The following is a 22,912-nucleotide window of genomic DNA, read 5'->3' on the forward strand; positions in this document are numbered from 1 at the left end:
GGTTAAGCCACCACAGTAATTTCCAATTAAGGACCGGAGGTATAAAACCAACAACTGTGTGCGTGTTAATTTAATTTAATGTTTATTTACAAATATTTGTTAAAATTGACAAGTTTTATTTAACTAATTTCTGCTTGAATTTGCTGTTTTCTTAAAAGATTTAAAGATTTTCTATCAAGATTCATTGGTTTTTTTAATTGAAAATTTAAAATTTGATCTTCCGTTGCGAAATTAAATTTTATTTGAGTTTTACCGTCTTGATTTAAGAATTTTGAAATCTCTTGGATTTGTTCAATAGATTTAACATTAAAGGATATTTCATTAATTGGACTATTAAATAAATCTTTCAAAGAAGCTATTTTTTGAACATTAATTCTTTTAAAACGGTTTTCATCATTAGAAATATTCTTAACTAAGGTCAAAATTAATGAGTTACCTTCTTTTAGGATTTCTCTATTTAATTCTAACAAATCTGAAAAAATAAATATTTCAAATACACTATTTAAATCTGTTAACTTTAAAACAGCATACGCATTTCCTTTAGCAGTTTTTCTCTCTTGAACTTTAAGTAATGTTGCAGCTACGTTATTATTTTCTGAATTATCATCTGATATAAATTTTGCATAATCATTAATTTTATAGTCTTCAAAAATTTCCGTAAATTGATTTAATGGGTGATCAGATATAAAAAATCCTACTGCTTCAAATTCTTTTGATAATCGCTCTTCAAATTTCCAATCTTCTATTTTAGCGATAATGTCTTCCACTATTTCAATGTTATCAGAAAATAAATCTATTTGATTGGCTAGCTTATTTTCAGAAATATTTTTATTTTTTAAAATTAAATTAGGTATTGAGTTAAAGATTGCTTGTCTATTTGAGTTTAAATTATCAAATGCTCCTGCTTTTACTAATCCCTCTAATTGTAATTTATTTATATCTTTGGGATTAACTCTATTTATAAAGTCATTAATAGATTTAAATTTTCCATTTAACTCTCTTTCTTCAACAATATTAGAAATTGCCTCATAACCTACAGCTTTAATTCCACCTAAGGCATAATAAAATTTTCCATCAATAGTTCTAAAATCAGCAAAACATTCATTAATATCAGGTCTAATTGTTTCAACATTAAGTCTTTTTAATTCTTCATAAAACTCACTTAATTTATTTTGATTAGAAATATCCATAGTCATTGATGCAGCAATAAATTCTTTAGGATAATAAGTTTTTAAATATGCAGTTTGATAAGAAATTATTGCATAAGCTGCAGCATGACTTTTGTTAAAACCATATTCTGCAAAAGGTTCGATTTTTAAAAATATTCCAGCTGCAACATCTTTAGCAATACCGTTTTTAACTGCTCCAGCAATAAAACCTTGTTTTTGTTTCTCTAGTTCCGCTCTCTTCTTTTTACCCATTGCTCTTCTTAAAAGATCGGCTTGACCCGCTGTAAAGCCTGAGAGTTTTTGAGCAATCTGCATTACTTGCTCTTGATAAATAATTACCCCATATGTGGGTTTTAAAATATCTTCCAATAATGGGTGTAAGTAATCAGGTTTTTGCTTTCCATGTTTACAGTCGTTATAGGTTGGTATGTTACTCATTGGGCCTGGTCTATATAATGCTACTAGTGCAATAATATCTTCAATATGATTTGGCTTCATATGAAGCAAAGCTTCTCTCATTCCAGCACTTTCAATCTGAAACAATCCTACGGTTTTACCTGATGATAAAAGATCAAAGACTTTTTGATCATCATAATTTATTTCTTCTATGTTAAATTTTTTATCTTTTTTTCTAACTAATTTTTGAGTGTTATTAATTACTGTTAGTGTCTTTAACCCTAAAAAATCAAATTTAATTAAACCAGCGTTTTCAGCTGAATACATGTCAAATTGTGTTGAAGGTAAAAGTAAATCTGCTGAAGTATCTTTATATAAGGGAACTACTTCTGTTAATTTTTTATCTGCAATTACAACTCCTGCTGCATGAGTAGCGACGTTTCTATTAAGACCTTCTAATTTTAATGATAACTCTGTTAATTTTTTTACTCTGGTATCCTCATTAATTAACTTTTGTAATCTTGGTTCTCCAGCTATACATTGAGTTAGATTTTGAGGTCTAGAAGGATCAAAAGGTATCATTTTTGATATACTATCAATAAACCCATAAGGTAATCCCATAACTCTACCGACGTCTCTGATCACCATACGTGCTTTAAGTTTACCAAATGTAATTATGTGAGCTACACTATCTTTGTATTTTTTTGTTAAGTATTCAAAAACAAGGTCTCTTTTATCCTCACAAAAATCTATATCAAAATCAGGCATAGAAATTCGGTCTGGATTTAAAAATCTCTCAAAAATTAAATTAAACTTAATTGGGTCAACATCAGTAATTGATATACACCAAGCAACCAATGACCCAGCACCTGAGCCTCTACCAGGACCAACTGGTATATCATTTTCTTTAGCCCATTTTATATAATCAGATACAATTAAAAAATAACTCGAATATTTCATTTTAATAATTATTGAAAGTTCATGATCTAGTCTTTCTTTATAAAGAAGAAAATTTTTATCATTTTCAAGTTTGCTATCTTTAACATTAAAAACTTTTAAAAATTTATCTCGCAGTCCTTCTAAAGAATATTTGGTTAAAAGATCATCTGCATTACCATCTTTATCGGTACTAATGTTTGGCAATATAGGATTAGAGAATAATGGTCTAAAATTACATCTTAAAGGAAAGTTGTAATTGTTTTCTAATGCCTCTGGTATATCAGCAAATAACTCCGTCATTTCAGAGTTAGTTTTTAAATAATGTTGATCGCTTAATTTTAATCTATTTTTTTCATTAATATAGGTTTTGTTACCAATACAAATCAAGGCATCATGTGCTTCATGCATGTCTTTTGATAAATAAAAAACTTCATTAGTAGCAATTATTGGAATTTCTAGTTCTGCAGACTTTTTTAGATTAAATTTTTCAAATCCAATTTCATTATTGTCGTTGTGTCGTTGAATTTCTAAATAAAACCTATCTCCAAAAACTTCTTTAATTTTTAGATAAATTTCGTTTATTTCTGTAAATTTTCCTTTATCAAATAATTTTCCGAAAAGACCTAAAATAGTACCTGAAAAAACTGAAACACCATCAGAACTTTTTAATAATTCATCAAAATTTACATGAGGGTCACTTAATTCATCATTTTCTAAATATGAATTCGAGGACAATTCAATAATGTTTTTATAACCTGTTTCATTCAAGGCAAATAAAGGTAACAATCCAGTTGTATCATTTAGTTTAAAATTAATTTGAGTGCCAATAATTGGCTGTGTTCCTGATTTAGAAATTTTTTCTGCAAATTCTAAAGCTCCACATAAATTAAAAGTGTCACTTATTCCTAAAGATTTAATTTTGTTTGATTTGCAATATTCTTGTAAATCATCAATCTTAGCCGCACCTTCACATATAGAATATTGTGTATGGACTTTTAGATGATTAAAGTTTTGATTTAATGACTCAGACATTAGATGATTTTATAATACCATCTCTCATCTCCAATAGGCAATCTGCCTTATTAGCAAAAAATCTATTGTGAGTTGCAAATATTATTAATCTATCTGATTTTTTTTGGTTATATAAAAGTTTAAAAACTTCTTTTGCTGTATTCATATCCAAACTACCTGTTGGCTCATCTGCTAATATTATTTCAGGATCATTTACTATAGCTCTTGCTATAGCAACTCTTTGAGCTTCTCCGCCTGAAAGTTGTGAGGGAAAATGATTTGATCTATTTGAAAGACGAATTTTTTTTAATAATTTTTTAGCCTTTTTACTTGCTAATTCTTTATCATTATTATTAGCAAGTGATGCTAAATAAATATTTTCTAAAGCAGTAAAATCAGAAAGAAGATTATTTTGTTGATAAACAATACCAATTTTTTTTGATCTAAAAATATCATTTTCTTCTGTATCATTAAAATTAATTTGATTTTGATTAAAAATAATTTGACCTGATGAAGGTCTGTCTATTAAAGAAATTAAATTTAATAAAGTTGATTTTCCTGAACCAGATGGGCCCATGAGCGAATAGATTTTACCTTTTTCAAAATTTTGCGACAAACCTTTTAAAACTTTGATTTTTTTCTCAGTTTCAAAACTTTTAGATATACTTTTTAATTCTAAATACTTACTCATATTTTAAAGATTTAATTGGATCCAACTTAGCTGCTTTAAATGCTGGAAAAATTGATACTAAAATAGTTATAATTATTGAGCAGACTGAAATTAGAATAATTGATGTTGGATTAATTTCAGAAGGCATTTTGCTTAAAAAATATATTTCTTCAGGAAATAAACTTATATTGAAAACTGAGCTTAAAAATTGTCTAAAATTTTCAATATAAACAGAAAAAGTTACACCTAAAAAAATACCAAAAATTGTTGCGGAAGTCCCTATTATTACTCCAACTAAAAAAAATATTTTAATTATTGATTTATTTAATACTCCAATTGATTTTAAGATGGCAATATCCCTTGTTTTGTTTTTTACTAAAATAGTTAATCCTGAAATAATATTAAATGCAGCAACAATTATTATTAATGACAAAATAATAAACATAACATTCCGTTCAACTTTTAGAGCTGAAAATAATGAACTATTCATATCTGCCCAACTAAAGACAAACTCATCATCAAAAACTTGTTTCACTATTAATTTTTGAGACTCGATATTGTTTGGATTTTTCAGATAAATTTCTAAATTTCTGTCGTTGGGATTGTATCCAAAGAACTCTTCTAAAACATTAAGTTCTATAAATGCAATATTGTTATCAAATTCTGCTAAACCACTATTAAAAATTGAATTAACAATAAAAGTTTTTTGTTTCGGCATACTGCCAATTATTGTTTGAACACCAGATGGTGACATAAGGGTCAATTCATCCCCTATTTCAAGATTTAGAGAAAAACTTAGTTCGCTTCCAATTGATATAAAATTTTCATCAAATAGACTTAAGTCGCCTTTAAATTTTTCATTTGTTAATACCTCTAAATTTAAAAGATCATTATGTTTATAGCCTCGTAACACTATTCCTTTGGTATTATTATTTTTAAGAATAATTGCCTCTCCTGAATTACTAAAAATAATATAATTAGAAATTGAATTTAATTTATTATTTATTTTATCTTCATCTATTGAATTTGAATAAGGTTTAACAGTTACGTGTGAATTAAATCCAACAATTTTATTGATTAATTCAGTTCTAAAACCATTCATTACCGACATAACAATAATTAGAACAGCAACACCAAGACTTATTCCAATGAAAGAAAATATTGAAATGACATTTAAAAAGCCATCTTTTTTTCTAGCTTTTAAAAATCTAAAAGTAATTTCTTTTTCTAAAGTAGAAATCAAATTGAATTTTTTTGTTTATTAATAATTTCTATAATTTTGTTTAAAGGTAAGTTTTGAGTTTCACCACCTGTTTCTTTGAACTCTAGTAAATCACCCTCACTTTTCTTACCAATGATAATTTGGTACGGAGCACCAATCAAATTCATTTTTTTAATTTTGGATGAAAAATTTTCATCTGTGTCATCAATAATTGCATCAATATTATTTTTTAATAACTCGCTGTTAATATTATTTGCCTTATCTAGTGCTGAATTATCGTTTTTATTTATCATCGGTATCAAAGCAATATCATATGGAGCAACAGACAATGGCCATTTCATGATTTCATTTTTTTCATCATACTTTGCTTCTATTATAGCCCCTACTAGCCTTGATACACCAATTCCATAAGAACCCATTTTAACAAAATCTTTTTTTCCACCTGGTAAATCTACTGATGCATTCATAGGTTTTGAATATTTGTCGCCAAAATAAAATATGTGGCCTACTTCAATACCTTTTGTGATTAATTGATTTTCCTTTGAAACTATTTTTTCAAATTCATCTTTGTTAAACTTTTCATCTGTCACAGCATAAAATTGCTCATATTTTTTTCTCATTTCTTCTAACGAAGATTTTTCTAGTTGAGTATCATCACTATTTAAGTCAAAAATTCTTTTATCAGTAAAAATTTTACTTTCTCCCGTGTCTGCTAGGATAATAAATTCATGAGATAAATTTCCTCCAATTGGGCCTGTGTCAGCAGCCATAGGTATTGCAGTTAGATCTAATCTTTTAAACGTTTTTAAATATGAAAGAAAAAATTTATTGTAAGAAAAAAATGCTTCCTCATCTGATACATCAAATGAATAAGCATCTTTCATATAAAACTCTCTTCCCCTCATTATTCCAAATCTAGGTCTTATTTCGTCTCTAAATTTCCATTGTATGTGGTACAAAAGTTGGGGTAATGATTTATAAGATTTAATTGAAGATCTAAAAATTTCTGTAACTTGCTCTTCATTGGTAGGTCCATAAAGCATTTCTCTATTTTGACGATCAGTTATTCTAAGCATCTCCTCACCGTAATCATCATATCGACCACTTTCTTTCCATATCTCACTAGATTGAATTGTTGGCATTAATATTTCTTGAGCTCCAATCTTATTTTGCTCTTCTCTAACAATTTGTTCTATTTTTTTCATTACCTTAAAGCCTAAAGGTAACCATGAGTATATTCCTGCGGAAGCTTGCTTTATCATACCAACTCTCAACATTAATTGATGAGATTTAATTTTTGCTTCAGAAGGATTATTTTTTAATATCGGAATAAATGAATTTGATAAAAGCATCTTAACTAATCATATTTCTTAAATTTAAATATTCAAATTTTATTAATAAATAAATAATGATAAAAATTACAGTTGTTATACCAGTGCAATACAAGAATTTTTTCAACATTTTTGGGTTTTCAGGTGATCCTGGATCTTCACCATCAATTTTTACTGTTTTTGCTCTGTTTACATCAATAGGAAGTATGGCAAAGAAAACTATCCACCATATAATTACATAGATGATTGCTAAACCAGTTACACTCATTAAATTCTAACTAAGTTAATATTAGTGAAAGGTTTTTTCCCAGTTCTTTCCTTAGAAAATTTCCTACAGGCAATTTTCAATGCATCAATTAAATTATGTTCTTGTTGCTTGCTTCCTATTTTAAAAGTTCTAGAAGTTTTTTCTATTTCTTCTTCTAATCCATAAACAAATTCTTCTCTATCATCTACTGGCAACCCACGAAAAGAAAGCACAGGATTGTTATGAATATTTCCTTTAGGTGTTATCATTAAAGTTACTTCAAGATATCCATTGGCACTCAAATTTTTTCTATCTTTTATTGACTGTGAATCTGGATCAACACTTACATTGCCATCTAAATATAATCGACCACTTGGAGCTTTGTCGTAAACTTCAGGCTGATTACCAGGATATAACTTTACTATATCACCGTTTTCTACTTGCACAGGGTATGGAACTTGCATTTCTTTTGCAAAATTTATGTGTTCTATCATGTGCCTATGTTCACCATGTACAGGTATTACACATTTAGGTTTAACCCATTTATACATTTCTTTTAAATCTTCTCTATTCGGATGACCAGAAACATGAACAAATTCAGTTTCCTCAGATATCACTTCTATACCATCTTTAACAAGTTGGTTGTGCAATTTATAAAGTTTTTTTTCATTTCCAGGTATAATTTTTGATGAAAATATTACAGCATCACCTTTTTCAATAAAAACATCAGGGTGTACATAACTAGAAATTCTCATCATCGCTCCCATTGGTTCTCCTTGGCTACCTGTACAAAGATAAACTATTTTTTCTCTTGAGAAATTTTTAGCTTCACGGGGGTCAATTGGTTCAATTGTATTTTTTAAATATCCACATTGACGTGCAGCTTTGTAAATACGATGCATCGATCTTCCAACTAGTGAAATTTGTCTTCCTGTTTGCTCAGCACAATAAAATGCTGTCTCCATTCTTGCTACATTAGATGCAAATGAAGTGATGATAATTCTCTTTTTCAATCTCGACATTACATTTAACATATTTTTTCTAACATCAAGTTCAGATCCAGACTTGCCGGAACTAAAAACATTAGTAGAGTCGCAGATCATTGCTAATACTCCTTCATCACCAATTTCTTTTAATCTCTTCTCATTTATATTGTCACCAATAAGTGGATTGGGATCTACTTTCCAATCTCCTGTGTGTAAAATTACACCAGCAGGAGTTTTTATTCTCAAGCCATTGGGTTCTAAAATTGAATGAGTTAAAGTTATATATTCAATTTCAAATGGATCTAATGAAACAGTTCCATTTAATTCAACAATTTGTAAATCATTAGTAATATCTATTTGTTTTTCTCGAAACTTCTCTCTAATCAAAACTGCTGTAAATGGAGTAGCAAATATTTTACATCTTAATTTTGGCCATAAATGTGCGATTGCTCCAATGTGATCCTCATGTGCATGAGTTAAAACTATACCCAACAAGTTATCTTTTCGTTCAACAATAAATCCAGGATCAGGATAAATTAAATCAACACCTGGTATAGTGTCATCAGCAAAAGTTACACCAATGTCTACCATTATCCATTTATGATCGCTTGGTTGACCGTAACCAAACAAATTCATGTTCATACCAATCTCACCAGATCCACCTAGTGGACAAAATAACAATTCATCTTTCATATTATTTTATTTGCTTAGAAATTTTTATTAGACCTTTAATTGTAATATCTTGGTTATGTTTAACTTTCGATTTTATTGAACTCGTAAATAAATCAGAAAATCCACCTGTCAATACAACTTTAAAGGATTTTCTTGTCTCTTTCTTAATTAAATTAATCATATTGTCAATTAAACCAGAATAACCCCAAAAAAAACCTGATCTAACAGCAGAAAGTGTGTTGCTGCCTATTACTTTTTTCATACGTTTAAGCTCAATTTTTGGGATTAAAGTAGCTCTATCTGACAAAGTATTAAGAGACAACTTAACTCCAGGAGCTATTATTCCTCCCATATACGTATTTTTTATTAAAACATCAAATGTTGTAGCGGTACCAAAATCTAAAATTATATAATTATTTTTGTTATCCAATAAGCTTATGGCATTTGTAATTCTATCAGAGCCTACCTGCTTGTAATCAACTTTAATTTTAATCATTGATTTTAAATTCAAGTTTTTTACCTCGTTGCATTTAACTTTAGTGATTTTAGAAAAGTAGTTTTTTATAATTTTAAAAGTGTTTGGGACAACACTACAAAACAATATTTTTTCAATTTTATTTATTTGTATTTTATTTTTTTTAAATAAGATTTTTAATTGGTTATTACTTATTTTTTTTGAAATAAAAGTAATTCTTTTTAAAACTTTATTTCTTTTGGAAACTAAAAAAATTTTAGTATCAGTATTTCCTATGTCACCTAAAATATACATATTAATTAATTTATTTTATACATTTTTGATATTCTATTTTCAAAAACTAGTTTCAAATTTTTTTCTAATTCAGATTTATTAATTTTTTTTCCTGTTACTCTATATAAATTTGTAGATGGATAATTTTTAATATTTGGATTTTTTATTACATTAATTCCTATTCCTGTAATTAAAAATTTTTTATCTGATTTCGTTATAATTTCTTGTAAAATCCCACTAATCTTTTTCTTATTAATTAATAAATCGTTTGGTTTTTTAAAGTTAATTTTTTTTTTTATATATTTAGAGAGTGTTTGTTTAACTAAATTACAATTTAACTTTGTAACTCTTTCTATTGAGAATTTATTTTCATCAAATGGATGAAAAAAAGAGGCAAATAAATTACCTTTATATGAAATCCATTTTCTTCCATATTGACCTCGACCACTAAATTGTTTTTCAGCAACAACCATTCCAAATTTATAGTTAGTTTTTTTTATTATTCTTGCAGCTGTATCGTTAGTACTTTTTATTATTTTAAAATTAAATTTCTTAAATTTCATTAAATAATATTAATTCTTGATACTACCTCAATTAATTGGCTTGGAAATATGAAGTATAAAAGAATTAATATTGTAGAAAAAGTTAATGAAAATTTTAACCATAAACTATGATCCGTATCATATTTATCTTTTTCTTTATCAAAGTACATAATCTTGATTATTCTTAAGTAATAGAAAGCTGCAACAACTGTAGATAACAATCCAACAATAGCTAAAAAATACATTGATTGTTCTAAAACCGCTTTGAAAACATAAAACTTAGCAAAGAATCCTGCTAATGGTGGTATCCCTGCCAATGAAAACAATATTACAAGTAAAGAAAGTGATAATAATGGATGATTTTTCGATAAACCAGATAAGTCATCAATATCTTCGTAATATTGATTATTTCTTTTAAGCATTAACAAACAAGAAAAAAGAGCCAAATTCATTACAACATAAATTGAAATATAAATTATTGAACTTTGAATTCCTTCATTAGAAGCAGTGGCAAGACCAGCCAATGTATATCCTATGTGTCCAATAGAGCTATAAGCAACTAGTCTTTTAATGTTTGTTTGTCCAATTGCTGCAATTGCTCCAAAAAGCATTGATGCAATAGATAAAAATACAATTATCATTTGCCATTGATCGATTAGATTTAAAAATGGAACATATAAAAATCTAATAAATACAGTTAACGCAGCAATTTTTGGTACCATTGTAAAAAATAAAGTTACTGTAGTTGGAGATCCTTCGTATACGTCTGGTGCCCACATATGGAATGGCACTGCTGAAATTTTGAATGCTAAACCTACTAAAATAAAAACTATCCCAAAAGTCAGTACATACTCATTTGAATTAAGTTGTGTGGAAATCACATCAAAGTTTGTAGATCCTGAAAAACCATAAATTAGTGAACATCCATAAAGTAATAATCCTGATGATAAAGCACTTAATACAAAATATTTTAAACCTGCTTCAGATGATTTTAGTTGATCTCTATTATAAGTTGCTAAAACATATAAGGCTAATGATTGTAACTCTAGACCCATATAAAATACAATTAAATCATTAGAACTAATCATGACCATCATTCCCAGCACAGAACTCAAAATTAAAACTGGATATTCAATATTAAAAATTTTAAAAATTTTTAAATAACTAGAAGAAATAACTAATACTAGAAAACCGCCCAACAGTGTTATTATCTTCATAAATGAAGACATCTTATCTATTACAACACTGCCATTAAACAAAGTTTCTCTATTCACAGAGAAAGTTTCGTTAATAGTAATTATAGAGGCGATCAAAAATACAAATAAAGACAAGTTAAAAGTAATGCCTGAACTATTTTTTTTAAATACTCCCAATACAAGTAAAAACATTATTGATAATGAGATAAAAATTTCAGGTAAAATTAAATTTAAATTTTCCATGTTATTTACTCGCTAAATTAATATTATGCATATTTATTAAATCTGAAACGGAAACCTCTATTGTATTAATCAAAGGATCTGGATAAAAACCAAAAAATAAAGTTGGTATAGCTAAGCATGTTAAAATTACATATTCTGATTTATTCAAATCTAACATTTGTTTTAAATCTTCATTAACTAATTTCCCAAAAACAACTCTTTTATACAACCAAAGCATATAAGCAGCTCCTAAAATTACTCCTAAGCTTGCTAACACAGCTACTAAAAAATTATCCTTAAAGGCACCCATTAAAATTAAAAATTCACCAATAAAACCACTTGTTCCAGGTAACCCTAAAGCGGCTAATGTAAACAACATAAATAAAATCGAATACTTTGGTATTATGGCAACTATACCACCATAAGAATTTATCATCCTTGAATGCATACGGTCATAAACAACACCAACACATAAAAATAGAGCTGCAGAAACTAATCCATGACTAATCATCTGAATTATACTTCCTTCTATACCTTGCTGTTGAAGAGTAAAAATACCTAAAGTTACAAAACCCATATGTGCTACAGACGAATATGCTATTAACTTTTTCATGTCTTCCTGCATTAAAGCGATAAAAGAAGTAAAAATTATTGCTATAACACTTAAAGTATAAATAAGAGGTGTGAATACTTCAGAAGCCACAGGAAATAATCCTAGTGAAAACCTAATAAAACCATATCCTGCCATTTTTAATAGAATAGCAGCTAATAAAACTGAACCAGCAGTAGGAGCTTCAACATGGGCATCTGGCAACCAAGTATGAACAGGCCACATAGGTGTTTTTACTGCAAAAGAACTAAAGAAAGCTAACCATAATAAATTTTGGTATTTAGCGTCAATTCCAATTTCATAAAGTTTAACTACATCAGTTGTGCCTGATATCCAGTATATTGAAATGATTGCAACCAGCATTAAGACCGATCCAAGCAAAGTATATAGAAAAAATTTAAATGCTGAATAAACACGTTTTGGACCACCCCAAATCCCAATAATTAAAAACATTGGAATTAATCCGGCCTCAAAAAATAAATAAAAAACAACTAAATCAAGTGCACAAAACACACCAATCATGAAACTTTCCATAATTAAAATTGCAATTAAAAAATCTCGTAATCTATTTTTTACTGAATTGTTAACTGAAATGATGCAAAGTGGAGTTATAAAGGTTGTTAAGATTATAAACAATATCGAAATTCCATCGACACCAACTTTATAATTAATAAATCCTTCGATCCATGTTCTATCCTCAACAAATTGAAAATCAGATACGCTTTGGTCAAAAGATGCCCATAAATATATAGAAATTAAAAAATTAACTATACTTGTGAATAAGGCTACATATTTAGCTGTTGAATTATTTCCATCTTTATCTTTTGTAAAAAATAAAAAAAGAGCTCCTATAGTTGGTAACAAGATTAAAGATGATAAAATTGGAAAGCTCATTATTTAACTATCAAAAAGGTTAATAAAGCAGAAAAACCTAACAACATTACAAAAGCATATTGGTAGATAAAACCACTTTGAAATTTATTTGCTTTAATCGAACATTTTTTTATAAAAGAAGAAATTCCATCAGGACCAAATCCATCTATTATAGTTCCATCACAGACTTTCCATAAAAATGTCCCAAGTTTTTTCGATGATTTAATAAAGATAACCTCATACAACTCATCGAAGTACCATTTATTGACAAGGAAATTGTATAAAGGTTTATTCATTGACGCTATTTCATTTGGCAATTCTTTGTTCTTAACAAATAAATAATAAGCAATAGGTATTGATAGGATAACTAAACTAGGTGTTAAAAGTAAAAACCATGTTGGTGGATGATCTGTGCTTAGAGGTTCTAAAAATTTGATTGATTCTGACCAAAAGTAATTTTCACCACCATGTCCAATGAACAAATCTTTAAATAACATGCCTGCAAAAATTGCACCAATAGAAAGCACAAATAACGGAACAAGCATTACCAAAGGTGACTCGTGCGTTTCCTCAATTTTAATCTCTTTATTATTATATTCGCCATGAAATGTTTTGAATATTAGTCTCCACGAATAAACTGACGTTAAAAACGCAGTAACTATTCCAATACCAGCTGCATAATAACCTGTTGTATTTCCTTTCAAATATGCAAATTCAATAATTGCATCTTTTGAATAAAAGCCTGATAAGAAAGGAAAACCTGTTAAAGCAAGAGTTCCTATAATCATTAAAGCATAAGTGTAAGGTAATTTTCTCCATACACCTCCCATGTTATTAATATTTTGCTCATCTTTAAAAGCATGAATTACTGATCCTGATCCTAAAAATAATAAAGCTTTAAAAAATGCATGCGTAAATAAATGAAACATAGCTACATTGTAAGCTCCTACACCAGCTGCGAAAAACATGTAACCTAACTGACTACAAGTTGAATAAGCAATTATTTTTTTAATATCTGTTTGAACCAATGCTACCGTTGCAGCAAAAAAAGCTGTTGTCATTCCAACTACAGTAATCAAGTTTAAAATTACTGGAGAAAATTCATATATAGGTGAACATCTAACAACTAAAAATACGCCTGCAGTAACCATTGTTGCAGCATGAATTAAAGCAGAAACTGGCGTTGGTCCCTCCATCGCATCTGGTAACCATGTATGAAGCAAGATTTGAGCTGATTTACCCATAGCTCCGATAAATAACAATAAGCAAACCAAATCTATCGCTTTAACCTCAAAACCTAAGAAGGATAAATCTTTATCTACAACTGTTGGAATTTGTTGGAAAACTTCATCATAATTAACAGTTCCAAATAAATAAAAAACTAAAAAAATACCTAACGCAAAACCAAAGTCACCTACTCTATTAACTACAAATGCTTTGATTGCAGCTGCATTAGCACTTTCTTTTTTAAACCAAAAACCAATTAAAAAATATGAGCAAAGACCAACTCCCTCCCAACCAAAAAATAGTTGAATAAAATTATCTGATGTTACAAGCATTAACATTGCAAATGTAAATAATGATAGGTAAGCCATAAATCTTGGTTTATGTGGGTCGTGAGACATGTATCCGATAGAATAAATATGGACTAACGCTGATACAGAAGTAACTACAACCAACATCACAGCTGATAGAGGATCAATTAACATTGACCAATTAACATCAAGTGAACCTGAATTAATCCAAGTTGCTATAACAATATTTTCCTCATATTGATTAACAATTACCTGATACAATACAATTATTGATAAAATTGCAGATATAGAAACTAATGCGCTAGTTACTATTTCAGAATTTCTATCACCAATGTAACGTCCAAAAAAGCCTGAAATAATTGATGCTATTAATGGAAGAAATAAAATTGAAAGTTCCATTATTATCCTTTCAACTCATCAATTTCTTCAACTCTGATAGTTCCAGAGTTTCTATAGTAAACAACGATTATAGCTAAACCAATCGCAGCTTCTGCAGCTGCTACAGTTAAAATAAATAAGGTAAATACTTGACCAGCTAAATCTCCAAGAAAAATTGAAAAAGCAACTAAGTTGATATTTACAGCTAATAAAATCAACTCAATACTCATCAGTATAACAATAATATTTTTTCTATTAAGAAAAATTCCAATAACTCCAATTGAAAAAATCACAGCACCTAAAGTTAAATAGTGCCCTAAACCTATCTCAGTCATCTATTTTAACTCCTTTATTAGAAGCAACTTCTACAACACTTACTCCTTCTGCTCTTTCACGAGAAATTTGTTTTATATAACTTTGTCTTTTAACGTTTGATCTTTGTCTAAAAGTCAGAACGATTGCTCCAACCATCGCAACTAACAAAATCATACCACTGATTTGAAATATATGTATGTAATCAGTGTATAATACTTGACCTAGTGAGTGTGTGTTACTTAAGTCTGAAACTTTTAATGAATTGTTAACATCAAAAATCTCTGGTTTATACTTCCATCCACCAATTACAATAATTAATTCAAAGAAAATGATTGTGCTAATAATTAGTCCAACAGGAATATGTTTTGAGCTAGCAGCAGATGCAAACCATTGATTTTTTTGTTGAGCAACATTTAGCATCATTACAACAAAAAGAAATAAAACTGCTACGGCTCCAACGTAAACAATTAACATTATCATACCTAAGAACTCGGCACCAATCATAATAAATAGACAAGAAATACTGATAAAATCTAAAATTAAAAAAAATACTGAATGGACAGTATTTTTAGATACTGTAACCATTATTGCAGAAACAACTGCAATTATAGAAAAAGTATAGAAGAAAATAGCGTGAGCAATCATTTATCTGTGCGAACTATCCGCTTTAATATTAGCGTCTAGAATATTCTCCCATCTATCACCGTTATCTAATAATTTTTCTTTTGTGTAATATAATTCTTCTCTTGTTTCAGTCGAAAATTCGAAATTTGGACCTTGAACTATAGCATCAACAGGACAAGCTTCTTCACATAGACCACAATAAATGCATTTCATCATATCGATGTCATAACGAGTAGTTTTTCTACTGCCATCTTCTCTTTGAGCAGATTCAATTGTAATTGCTTGGGCAGGACATACAGCTTCACAAAGTTTGCATGCAATGCATCTTTCTTCTCCATTTGGATATCTTCTTAAAGCGTGCTCACCTCTAAATCTAGGGCTAATTTTTCCTTTTTCAAAAGGATAATTGATTGTTTTTTTGGGTTTAAACAATTCTTTTATTGCAATGAATAATCCTCCTACAAAATCTACCATGAAAATAGTTTTAAAAAATCTAGATAAATTCATAATTAGCTTGTTGGTAAAAGGTTAAAGTAAAATAAATAACTTGCAGTTAAAACAACCCAAGTTAAAGACAAAGGTAGAAATACCTTCCAACCTAACCTCATTAATTGGTCATATCTATATCTTGGTACAATTGCTTTTACTAAAGCAAATAAGAAAAATAAAAGTAAAATTTTTAAAATTAGCCAAATTGCACCAGGTACTAAAGTGAATGGATAAATATCTATTGGAGATAACCATCCACCTAAGAATAATATGGCTCCCATGGCACACATCAATAAGATGTTGGCATACTCACCTAACCAAAACATTGCATACATCATTCCAGAATATTCTGTCTGGTATCCAGCAACTAATTCTGCTTCAGCCTCAGGTAAGTCAAAAGGTGGTCTATTAGTTTCGGCTAGAGCAGAGATAAAAAATATTACAAACATTGGAAATAATGGAATCACAAACCATAGATTTTGTTGAGCAATTACGATGTCATTTAAATTCAATGAGCCTACGCATAACAATACATTGATAATAATAACTCCAATTGAAACTTCATATGATACCATTTGAGCCGCAGATCTAATTGCACCTAAGAAAGGATATTTAGAGTTTGAAGCCCATCCTCCCATAATTATTCCATAAACACCTAGGGATGAAACAGCAAATAGATAAAGTATACCGACATTAATATCCGCTAAAACCTGGGTTGCGCTAAATGGTATAACAGCCCACGCAATCAAAGCTAATGTCATAGTAACAATAGGTGCTAATATGAAGATTACTTTGTTAGAGCTTGATGGAATGATTATTTCTTTAAAAATATATTTCAAAGCATCAGCTAATGATTGAAGTAATCCAAATGGTCCCACTACATTTGGTCCTTGTCTTTTTTGAACAAAAGCCCAAACTCTTCTATCTAGCCAAACAATCATAGCTACAGAAACCAAAACTGGAACTAACAAAAATAGAATTTTGTATACCTCTTGAAAAACTATATTCAAATATTCCATCTTAACCTTCTGTACCTGTTGATTTTAAATTCATTTTTGCATTATTACACTCAATCATTGTTTTTGATGATTTAGCTACAACATTAGAAAAATAATAATCTTTAATTTCAATTTTTAAATTTTCATTATTAAAATCAGAATTCGAGTTGTTATTGTTTTGTTTAGTTTGTTTTTCACTTTGCAATTTTAAATAATTTAACATGCTGCTATCTAGCTCTTCTTTATCGTTAAATAATTTTCTATTATTCATGAATTCAGCTAATTCATTTATTATCTGCCAATCTTCTTTTGCATCTCCAGGAGGATAAGAGGCCTTAAATGCTTTTTGAATTTTTCCCTCTAAATTTGTATAATAACCGTCTTGTTCTGTGTAAGCTGAACCAGGTAAAATTATATCTGCACACTCTGCACCTTTGTCACCATGGCTTCCTAGGTAAATAACAAATTCGTTTTTTTTAACAAAATTTAAATTATCCCGACCAATTAAAAACACAATTTCAAATTTATTTGATTTTAAATCTTCTATTAAATTTGTTCTAATGTTTAAAACTCCTAGATCAAAATTTCCTACAGTTGCTGCATCGCAAGATAAAACATTCAAAGGACTCCAATCCTCAGAGAATTTGTTTTTTTTATTCAAAAAATCTTTTAAATTATCAAACAAATATTGTGCCTTTTCTAATCTTAATAAAGATTCACCAATTATTATCATTGGTTTTTTTGCACTTTCTATTTCTTTTGAAAGTTTGTGTGTGTCATCTATTATTTCTTTAATTGTTTTAGTTTGGCCATCTAAACTTTCGTAAGGATAAGTTAGATCTCCACAATCATTTAATGATACAATTCTTGTACTATTATTTAGATAAGATTTTCTAATTCTTGCATTTAAAATTGTGGCTTCATATCTGGGATTGGCGCCCAATAATAAAATTAAATCAGCATCTTCAATTCCATTAATTGAGGAATTAAACAAATAATTTTCTCTTTTTGAAATATCAATATATCGATTATCTGATCTAGACTCATAATTATCAGTTTCAACTGTTCGGTCAAAAAATTCTTTAAAAATGTAAGCAGTTTCCATGTTTGTTAAATCTCCAACAAAACCAGATACTTTTTCTTTAGATGTGTTTTCCAATTTAGATTTAATTATTTTATAAACTTCTTGCCAGGAAGCTTTCTCAAATTTACCGTTGTATTTAATATATGGAGTATCTAATCTTTGATGCAGTAAACCATCACACGCATATCTAGTTTTATCTGAAATCCATTCTTCATTAATATCTTCATTTATTATTGGGAGAACTCTTTTTACTTCCCAATCGTATGTATCAACTCTAATGTTTGAACCTATTGCATCCATAACATCAATTGTTTCAGTCTTTTTTAATTCCCATGGTCTCGCTTCAAAAACATAAGGTTTTGATGTCAAAGCTCCAACAGGACATAAATCAACTACATTGGCAGATAATTCTGATTGCATTGATTGCTCAAGATATGTTGTAATTTGCATATCCTCACCCCTACCTATAGCACCAAGTTCTGGGACTCCTGCAACTTCAGTGGCAAATCGCACACATCTTGTACAATGTATGCATCTTGTCATTTGAGTTTTGATTAAAGGTCCCATATTTTTTTCAGGAACTGCTCTTTTGTTTTCTTTAAATCTTGATTTATCTACCCCATAAAACATTGATTGATCTTGAAGATCACATTCACCACCCTGGTCACATACTGGACAATCTAAAGGATGATTTGCTAGTAAAAATTCCATTACACCTTTTCTAGCCTTTTCAACTAAACTTGTGTTTGTTTTAATGTTCATTCCTTCGGCAGCAGGCATTGCGCATGATGCAATGGGTTTCGGTGATTTCTCCATTTCCACCAAACACATTCTACAATTTCCAGCTATAGATAATTTTTCATGATAACAAAATCTAGGTATCTCAACTCCTGCTTTTTCACAGGCTTGAAGAACTGTTAGTCCTTCTTCAACTTCTACATCAATATCATTTACTTTTAATTTAAGCATTTTTTTTATCTAATAAATGTTGATCAACCAAATAAGGTATATTATTTTTTTTCTGAACAATTGGGTCCAAATTGTTTCTTTCTTGAATTTCTTTTTTAAAATGTCTTAACAAACCTTGAACTGGCCATGAAGAACCTTCTCCAAACGCACAAATTGTATGACCAGCGATTTGGGTTGTTACATCTCCTAACATGTCAACTTCATCTTTAGTTGCATCACCTTTTGCCATACGTTCAAGCATTCGCCACATCCATCCAGAACCTTCTCTGCAAGGTGTACATTGTCCACAACTTTCATGTTTGTAAAATCTAGCAATTCTCGCCATACATTTAATAATGTCTTGATCTTTATTGATAACCACTATTCCAGCTGTTCCTAATCCACTTTTTTCTTCAACACACGCATCAAAATCCATCTTTAATGTTTCGCATCTATCTTTTGGAATTAGAGGCATAGAAGATCCACCTGGTATTACAGCTTGCAAATTATCCCACCCACCAATCACTCCACCGGCGTGAACTTCTATTAATTCTTTTAAAGGAATACTCATTTCCTCTTCTACATTACACGGATTATTAACATTTCCAGAAATACAGAATATTTTAGTACCTGTATTTTTTTCTCTTCCTAAAGAAGCAAACCATTTCGCTCCTCTTCTTAGAATAGTTGGCACCACAGCAATCGTTTCAACATTATTAATTATAGTTGGACATCCATATAAACCAATCAAAGCTGGGAAAGGTGGTTTTAGCCTTGGTTGACCTTTTTTACCCTCTAAACTTTCAAGTAATGCTGTTTCTTCACCACAAATATACGCTCCTGCTCCATAGTGGATATAAATATCTAAATCCCAGCCAGTTCCAGCTGCATTTTTTCCTAATAGTTTTTTCTCGTAAGCCTCATCAATTGCAGTTTGGAGTTTTTGACCATCAACAAAATATTCTCCTCTAATATATATGTAGCAGACGTGTGCTTGAACTGCGTATGATGCTATCAGACAACCCTCTATTAATTTATGAGGTTCAAATCTTAAAATATCTCTATCTTTACAAGTGCCTGGTTCAGACTCATCACCATTAATAACCAAATAATGTGGTCTTGATCCAACTTCTTTTGGTGCAAATGACCATTTTAAACCAGTAGGAAATCCTGCTCCACCTCGACCTCTAAGTTGAGACTCTTTAATTTCATTAATAATCCAATCTCTTCCTTTTTCAGTAATTTCTTTAGTGTTTACCCAATCACCTCTTGATTGTGACGCTGCTACATCAGAACCTTTATCATTATATAAATTTTGAAAAATTCTATCTTGATCTTTAAGCATTTTTTAAATCCATTAGTGTTTTTCTATTATTCTCTGGCTCATTATTAATTCTTCCTCTGTATGAACCTGGTTTTGGAGTCTCTCCGTTTAAAATTTTATCTAAAATCTCAGATGTTTTTTCTTTATCAAGATCTTCGTAATAATCATCATTTATTTGCATCATAGGAGCAGTCACGCATGCACCTAAGCATTCAACTTCCATCCATGAACAACTCTTATCACTTGATAATTCACATTCATTTTCAGAAATTTTTTCCTTACAAGCTTCAACCAATTTATTTGCACCTCTTATCATACAAGGTGTTGTAGTACATACTTGAACAAAATATTTTCCAACTGGAGATAGATTGTACATTGTGTAGAAAGTGGCAACCTCATAAACTTTTATATAAGGCATGTCTAAAAACTTAGCGATATACTTCATTGCAGCTAATGGTATCCAATTATTATTTTGTCTTTGAGCAATATAAAGTAAGGCCATCACAGCACTTTGTTGTTTTCCTTTTGGATATTTTGCAACAATATTATTTGCTGCCTCTAAAGAGGTAGTATTAAATTCGAAACTTTCTGGTTGATCTTTTGCTGGTTTTCTTAAACTCATCTATCCACCTCACCGAAAACAATGTCTAATGAACCTAAAACCGCTGGTACATCTGCTAACATGTGTCCTTTAATTAAATAATCCATTGATTGCAAATGTGAAAAACCTGGGGCTCTAATCTTGCATTTATAAGGTTTGCTTGAACCATCAGAAATTAAATAAACTCCAAATTCTCCCTTAGGTGCTTCAACAGCTGTGTAAATCTCGTCCTTAGGCACTCTATAACCCTCAGTAAATAGTTTAAAATGATGAATTAACGCTTCCATTGATTGTTTAATATCTTTTTTTGATGGTGGACTAATTTTACCATCTAATGATTTAATTGGACCTTTTTCCATTTTAGATAAACATTGTTTAATAATAGAAACACTCTCTTTCATTTCTTCAATTCTGCATAAATATCTATCGTAGCAATCACCATTTTTTCCAACTGGTATTTTAAAATCTAAATCCTCATAACAATCATAAGGTTGTGACTTTCTTAAATCCCAAGGCACTCCTGATCCTCTAATCATAACTCCTGAAAACGAATAATCTAAAGCATCCTCTTTACTTACAACTCCAATATCAACGTTTCTTTGTTTAAAAATTCTATTGTCTGTTAAGAGACTTTCTAAATCATTAATTACTTTTGGAAATGTGTCGCAAAAGTTTGAGATATCTTCCTCTAAACCTTTGGGTAAGTCTTGATGAACACCACCTGCTCTGAAGTAGTTAGCGTGTAATCTTGATCCAGAGGCTCTTTCATAAAAAGTCATTAATGTTTCTCGCTCTTCAAATCCCCAAAGTGATGGAGTTAAAGCGCCAACATCAAGCGCTTGAGTAGTAACGTTAAGAATATGACTTAATATTCTTCCAATTTCACAAAATATAACCCTAATATACTGAGCTCTAATCGGTACATCTATTTTAAGAATTTTTTCTACAGCAAGGGCAAAGGCATGTTCTTGATTCATTGGAGCTACGTAATCCAAACGGTCAAAATAAGGAACAGCCTGCATATATGTTTTGTTTTCAATTAATTTTTCAGTGCCTCTGTGAAGCAAACCTATATGTGGGTCTGCTTTTTCAACAACCTCACCGTCTAATTCTAATATTAATCTTAATACACCGTGAGCTGCTGGATGTTGAGGACCAAAGTTTAGATTTAAATTTTTAATTTTTTTTGTCATTATTTTCAATTTCTTCTTTAATGTATTTTGTTCCTTCCCAAGGACTCTCGTAATCAAAATTTCTATAGTTTTGCTCTAGTTTAACTGGTTCGCTGATTACTTTTTTTTGATCTTCACTGTATCTAACTTCCGAGTGACCAGTTAAAGGAAAATCTTTTCTTAAAGGATGTCCTTCGAAACCATAATCTGTAAGTATTCTTCTTAAGTCGGGATGATCTTTGAAATTTACACCATACATATCAAAAACTTCTCTTTCCATCCAATTTGCTGCAGGAAAGACACTTGTTAAAGAAGGTATAACTTCATTTTCAGAAATAGAGTATTTTAGAACTAGTCTTTGATTAAATTCATGACTTAAAAATAAGTAAACTACTTGAAATCTTTGATTATTTTCTGGATAATCAACAACTGTAATATCTATTAGCTGTCGAAATTTTGTATCTAAATTAGTTTTTAAGAATAAAATTACATCTAAAAAATCATCTTTATCTGTTTCTAGATAAATTTGATTATGTTTTATTTCTGAATTGTTAATTTTAGTGGTTAACTCAGAATTAATTTTTTTTTCTAGATCCTCTAAACTATTCAT

The 22,912-nt window shown here is 29.5% G+C and carries 20 protein-coding genes; all 20 read right to left on the reverse strand.

Translation table 11 applies throughout. The annotated features are described in order from the left end of the window. Positions 1-119: 119 nt before the first annotated feature. The 20 genes from dnaE to ACTTBM_RS04545 are packed head-to-tail and all read right to left on the reverse strand — an operon-like array spanning position 120 to position 22,912. Positions 120-3,536, reverse strand: a complete 3,417-nt coding sequence (gene dnaE, locus ACTTBM_RS04450; RefSeq protein ID WP_440634884.1) for a DNA polymerase III subunit alpha — start codon at positions 3,534-3,536, stop codon at positions 120-122. Further along, positions 3,529-4,206, reverse strand: coding sequence for an ABC transporter ATP-binding protein (locus ACTTBM_RS04455; protein ID WP_440634885.1), 678 nt, complete (start codon positions 4,204-4,206; stop codon positions 3,529-3,531). The genes dnaE and ACTTBM_RS04455 overlap by 8 nt, the downstream gene beginning before the upstream one ends. After that, positions 4,199-5,428, reverse strand: a complete 1,230-nt coding sequence (locus ACTTBM_RS04460; RefSeq protein ID WP_440634886.1) for a lipoprotein-releasing ABC transporter permease subunit — start codon at positions 5,426-5,428, stop codon at positions 4,199-4,201. Before ACTTBM_RS04460 ends, ACTTBM_RS04455 begins: the two co-directional genes overlap by 8 nt. Then, the gene (gene proS, locus ACTTBM_RS04465) at positions 5,425-6,759 is read right to left on the reverse strand and encodes a proline--tRNA ligase (protein ID WP_440634887.1); all 1,335 of its coding nucleotides are present in this window, start codon (positions 6,757-6,759) and stop codon (positions 5,425-5,427) included. The genes ACTTBM_RS04460 and proS overlap by 4 nt, the downstream gene beginning before the upstream one ends. A 1-nt stretch (position 6,760) precedes the next feature. Beyond that, positions 6,761-7,006 carry a DUF1467 family protein gene (locus tag ACTTBM_RS04470; protein ID WP_075506651.1) on the reverse strand — a complete coding sequence of 82 codons (246 nt, stop codon included), beginning with the start codon at positions 7,004-7,006 and terminating at the stop codon, positions 6,761-6,763. After that, positions 7,006-8,664: a ribonuclease J gene (locus ACTTBM_RS04475; protein WP_440634888.1), complete on the reverse strand. Its 1,659-nt coding sequence runs from the start codon at positions 8,662-8,664 to the stop codon at positions 7,006-7,008. Before ACTTBM_RS04475 ends, ACTTBM_RS04470 begins: the two co-directional genes overlap by 1 nt. Position 8,665: 1 nt before the next feature. Next, entirely contained in the window at positions 8,666-9,412 is a 747-nt protein-coding gene (locus ACTTBM_RS04480; protein WP_440634889.1) for a type III pantothenate kinase, read from the reverse strand. 5 nt (positions 9,413-9,417) lie between these two features. Then, the gene (locus tag ACTTBM_RS04485) at positions 9,418-9,954 is read right to left on the reverse strand and encodes a biotin--[acetyl-CoA-carboxylase] ligase (RefSeq protein ID WP_440634890.1); all 537 of its coding nucleotides are present in this window, start codon (positions 9,952-9,954) and stop codon (positions 9,418-9,420) included. Next, positions 9,954-11,372, reverse strand: a complete 1,419-nt coding sequence (nuoN, locus tag ACTTBM_RS04490) for an NADH-quinone oxidoreductase subunit NuoN (RefSeq protein ID WP_440634891.1) — start codon at positions 11,370-11,372, stop codon at positions 9,954-9,956. Before nuoN ends, ACTTBM_RS04485 begins: the two co-directional genes overlap by 1 nt. A 1-nt stretch (position 11,373) precedes the next feature. Further along, the gene (locus ACTTBM_RS04495; protein ID WP_440634892.1) at positions 11,374-12,855 is read right to left on the reverse strand and encodes an NADH-quinone oxidoreductase subunit M; all 1,482 of its coding nucleotides are present in this window, start codon (positions 12,853-12,855) and stop codon (positions 11,374-11,376) included. Further along, a complete protein-coding gene (gene nuoL, locus ACTTBM_RS04500; RefSeq protein WP_440634893.1) occupies positions 12,855-14,768 on the reverse strand; it encodes an NADH-quinone oxidoreductase subunit L in 1,914 nt (637 codons plus the stop codon). The genes ACTTBM_RS04495 and nuoL overlap by 1 nt, the downstream gene beginning before the upstream one ends. A gap of 2 nt (positions 14,769-14,770) precedes the next feature. After that, the gene (gene nuoK, locus ACTTBM_RS04505; protein ID WP_075506644.1) at positions 14,771-15,082 is read right to left on the reverse strand and encodes an NADH-quinone oxidoreductase subunit NuoK; all 312 of its coding nucleotides are present in this window, start codon (positions 15,080-15,082) and stop codon (positions 14,771-14,773) included. Then, a complete protein-coding gene (locus ACTTBM_RS04510) occupies positions 15,075-15,707 on the reverse strand; it encodes an NADH-quinone oxidoreductase subunit J (protein WP_440634894.1) in 633 nt (210 codons plus the stop codon). Before ACTTBM_RS04510 ends, nuoK begins: the two co-directional genes overlap by 8 nt. Continuing rightward, on the reverse strand, positions 15,708-16,193 hold the full coding sequence (nuoI, locus tag ACTTBM_RS04515) for an NADH-quinone oxidoreductase subunit NuoI (protein WP_075506642.1): 486 nt from the start codon (positions 16,191-16,193) through the stop codon (positions 15,708-15,710). A gap of 2 nt (positions 16,194-16,195) precedes the next feature. Then, positions 16,196-17,194: an NADH-quinone oxidoreductase subunit NuoH gene (gene nuoH / locus ACTTBM_RS04520; RefSeq protein WP_440634895.1), complete on the reverse strand. Its 999-nt coding sequence runs from the start codon at positions 17,192-17,194 to the stop codon at positions 16,196-16,198. Between the two features lies 1 nt (position 17,195). Beyond that, entirely contained in the window at positions 17,196-19,226 is a 2,031-nt protein-coding gene (gene nuoG / locus ACTTBM_RS04525) for an NADH-quinone oxidoreductase subunit NuoG (RefSeq protein ID WP_440634896.1), read from the reverse strand. Then, positions 19,219-20,550 carry an NADH-quinone oxidoreductase subunit NuoF gene (gene nuoF / locus ACTTBM_RS04530; RefSeq protein ID WP_440634897.1) on the reverse strand — a complete coding sequence of 444 codons (1,332 nt, stop codon included), beginning with the start codon at positions 20,548-20,550 and terminating at the stop codon, positions 19,219-19,221. The genes nuoG and nuoF overlap by 8 nt, the downstream gene beginning before the upstream one ends. Then, positions 20,543-21,151, reverse strand: a complete 609-nt coding sequence (nuoE, locus tag ACTTBM_RS04535) for an NADH-quinone oxidoreductase subunit NuoE (protein WP_440634898.1) — start codon at positions 21,149-21,151, stop codon at positions 20,543-20,545. Before nuoE ends, nuoF begins: the two co-directional genes overlap by 8 nt. Continuing rightward, positions 21,148-22,323: an NADH-quinone oxidoreductase subunit D gene (locus tag ACTTBM_RS04540; protein WP_440634899.1), complete on the reverse strand. Its 1,176-nt coding sequence runs from the start codon at positions 22,321-22,323 to the stop codon at positions 21,148-21,150. The genes nuoE and ACTTBM_RS04540 overlap by 4 nt, the downstream gene beginning before the upstream one ends. Further along, positions 22,307-22,912: an NADH-quinone oxidoreductase subunit C gene (locus ACTTBM_RS04545; protein WP_075506636.1), complete on the reverse strand. Its 606-nt coding sequence runs from the start codon at positions 22,910-22,912 to the stop codon at positions 22,307-22,309. Before ACTTBM_RS04545 ends, ACTTBM_RS04540 begins: the two co-directional genes overlap by 17 nt.

Origin of the sequence: Candidatus Pelagibacter sp. HIMB1746, from assembly GCF_052047555.1 — a bacterium.
Classification (GTDB): Bacteria; Pseudomonadota; Alphaproteobacteria; order Pelagibacterales; family Pelagibacteraceae; genus Pelagibacter.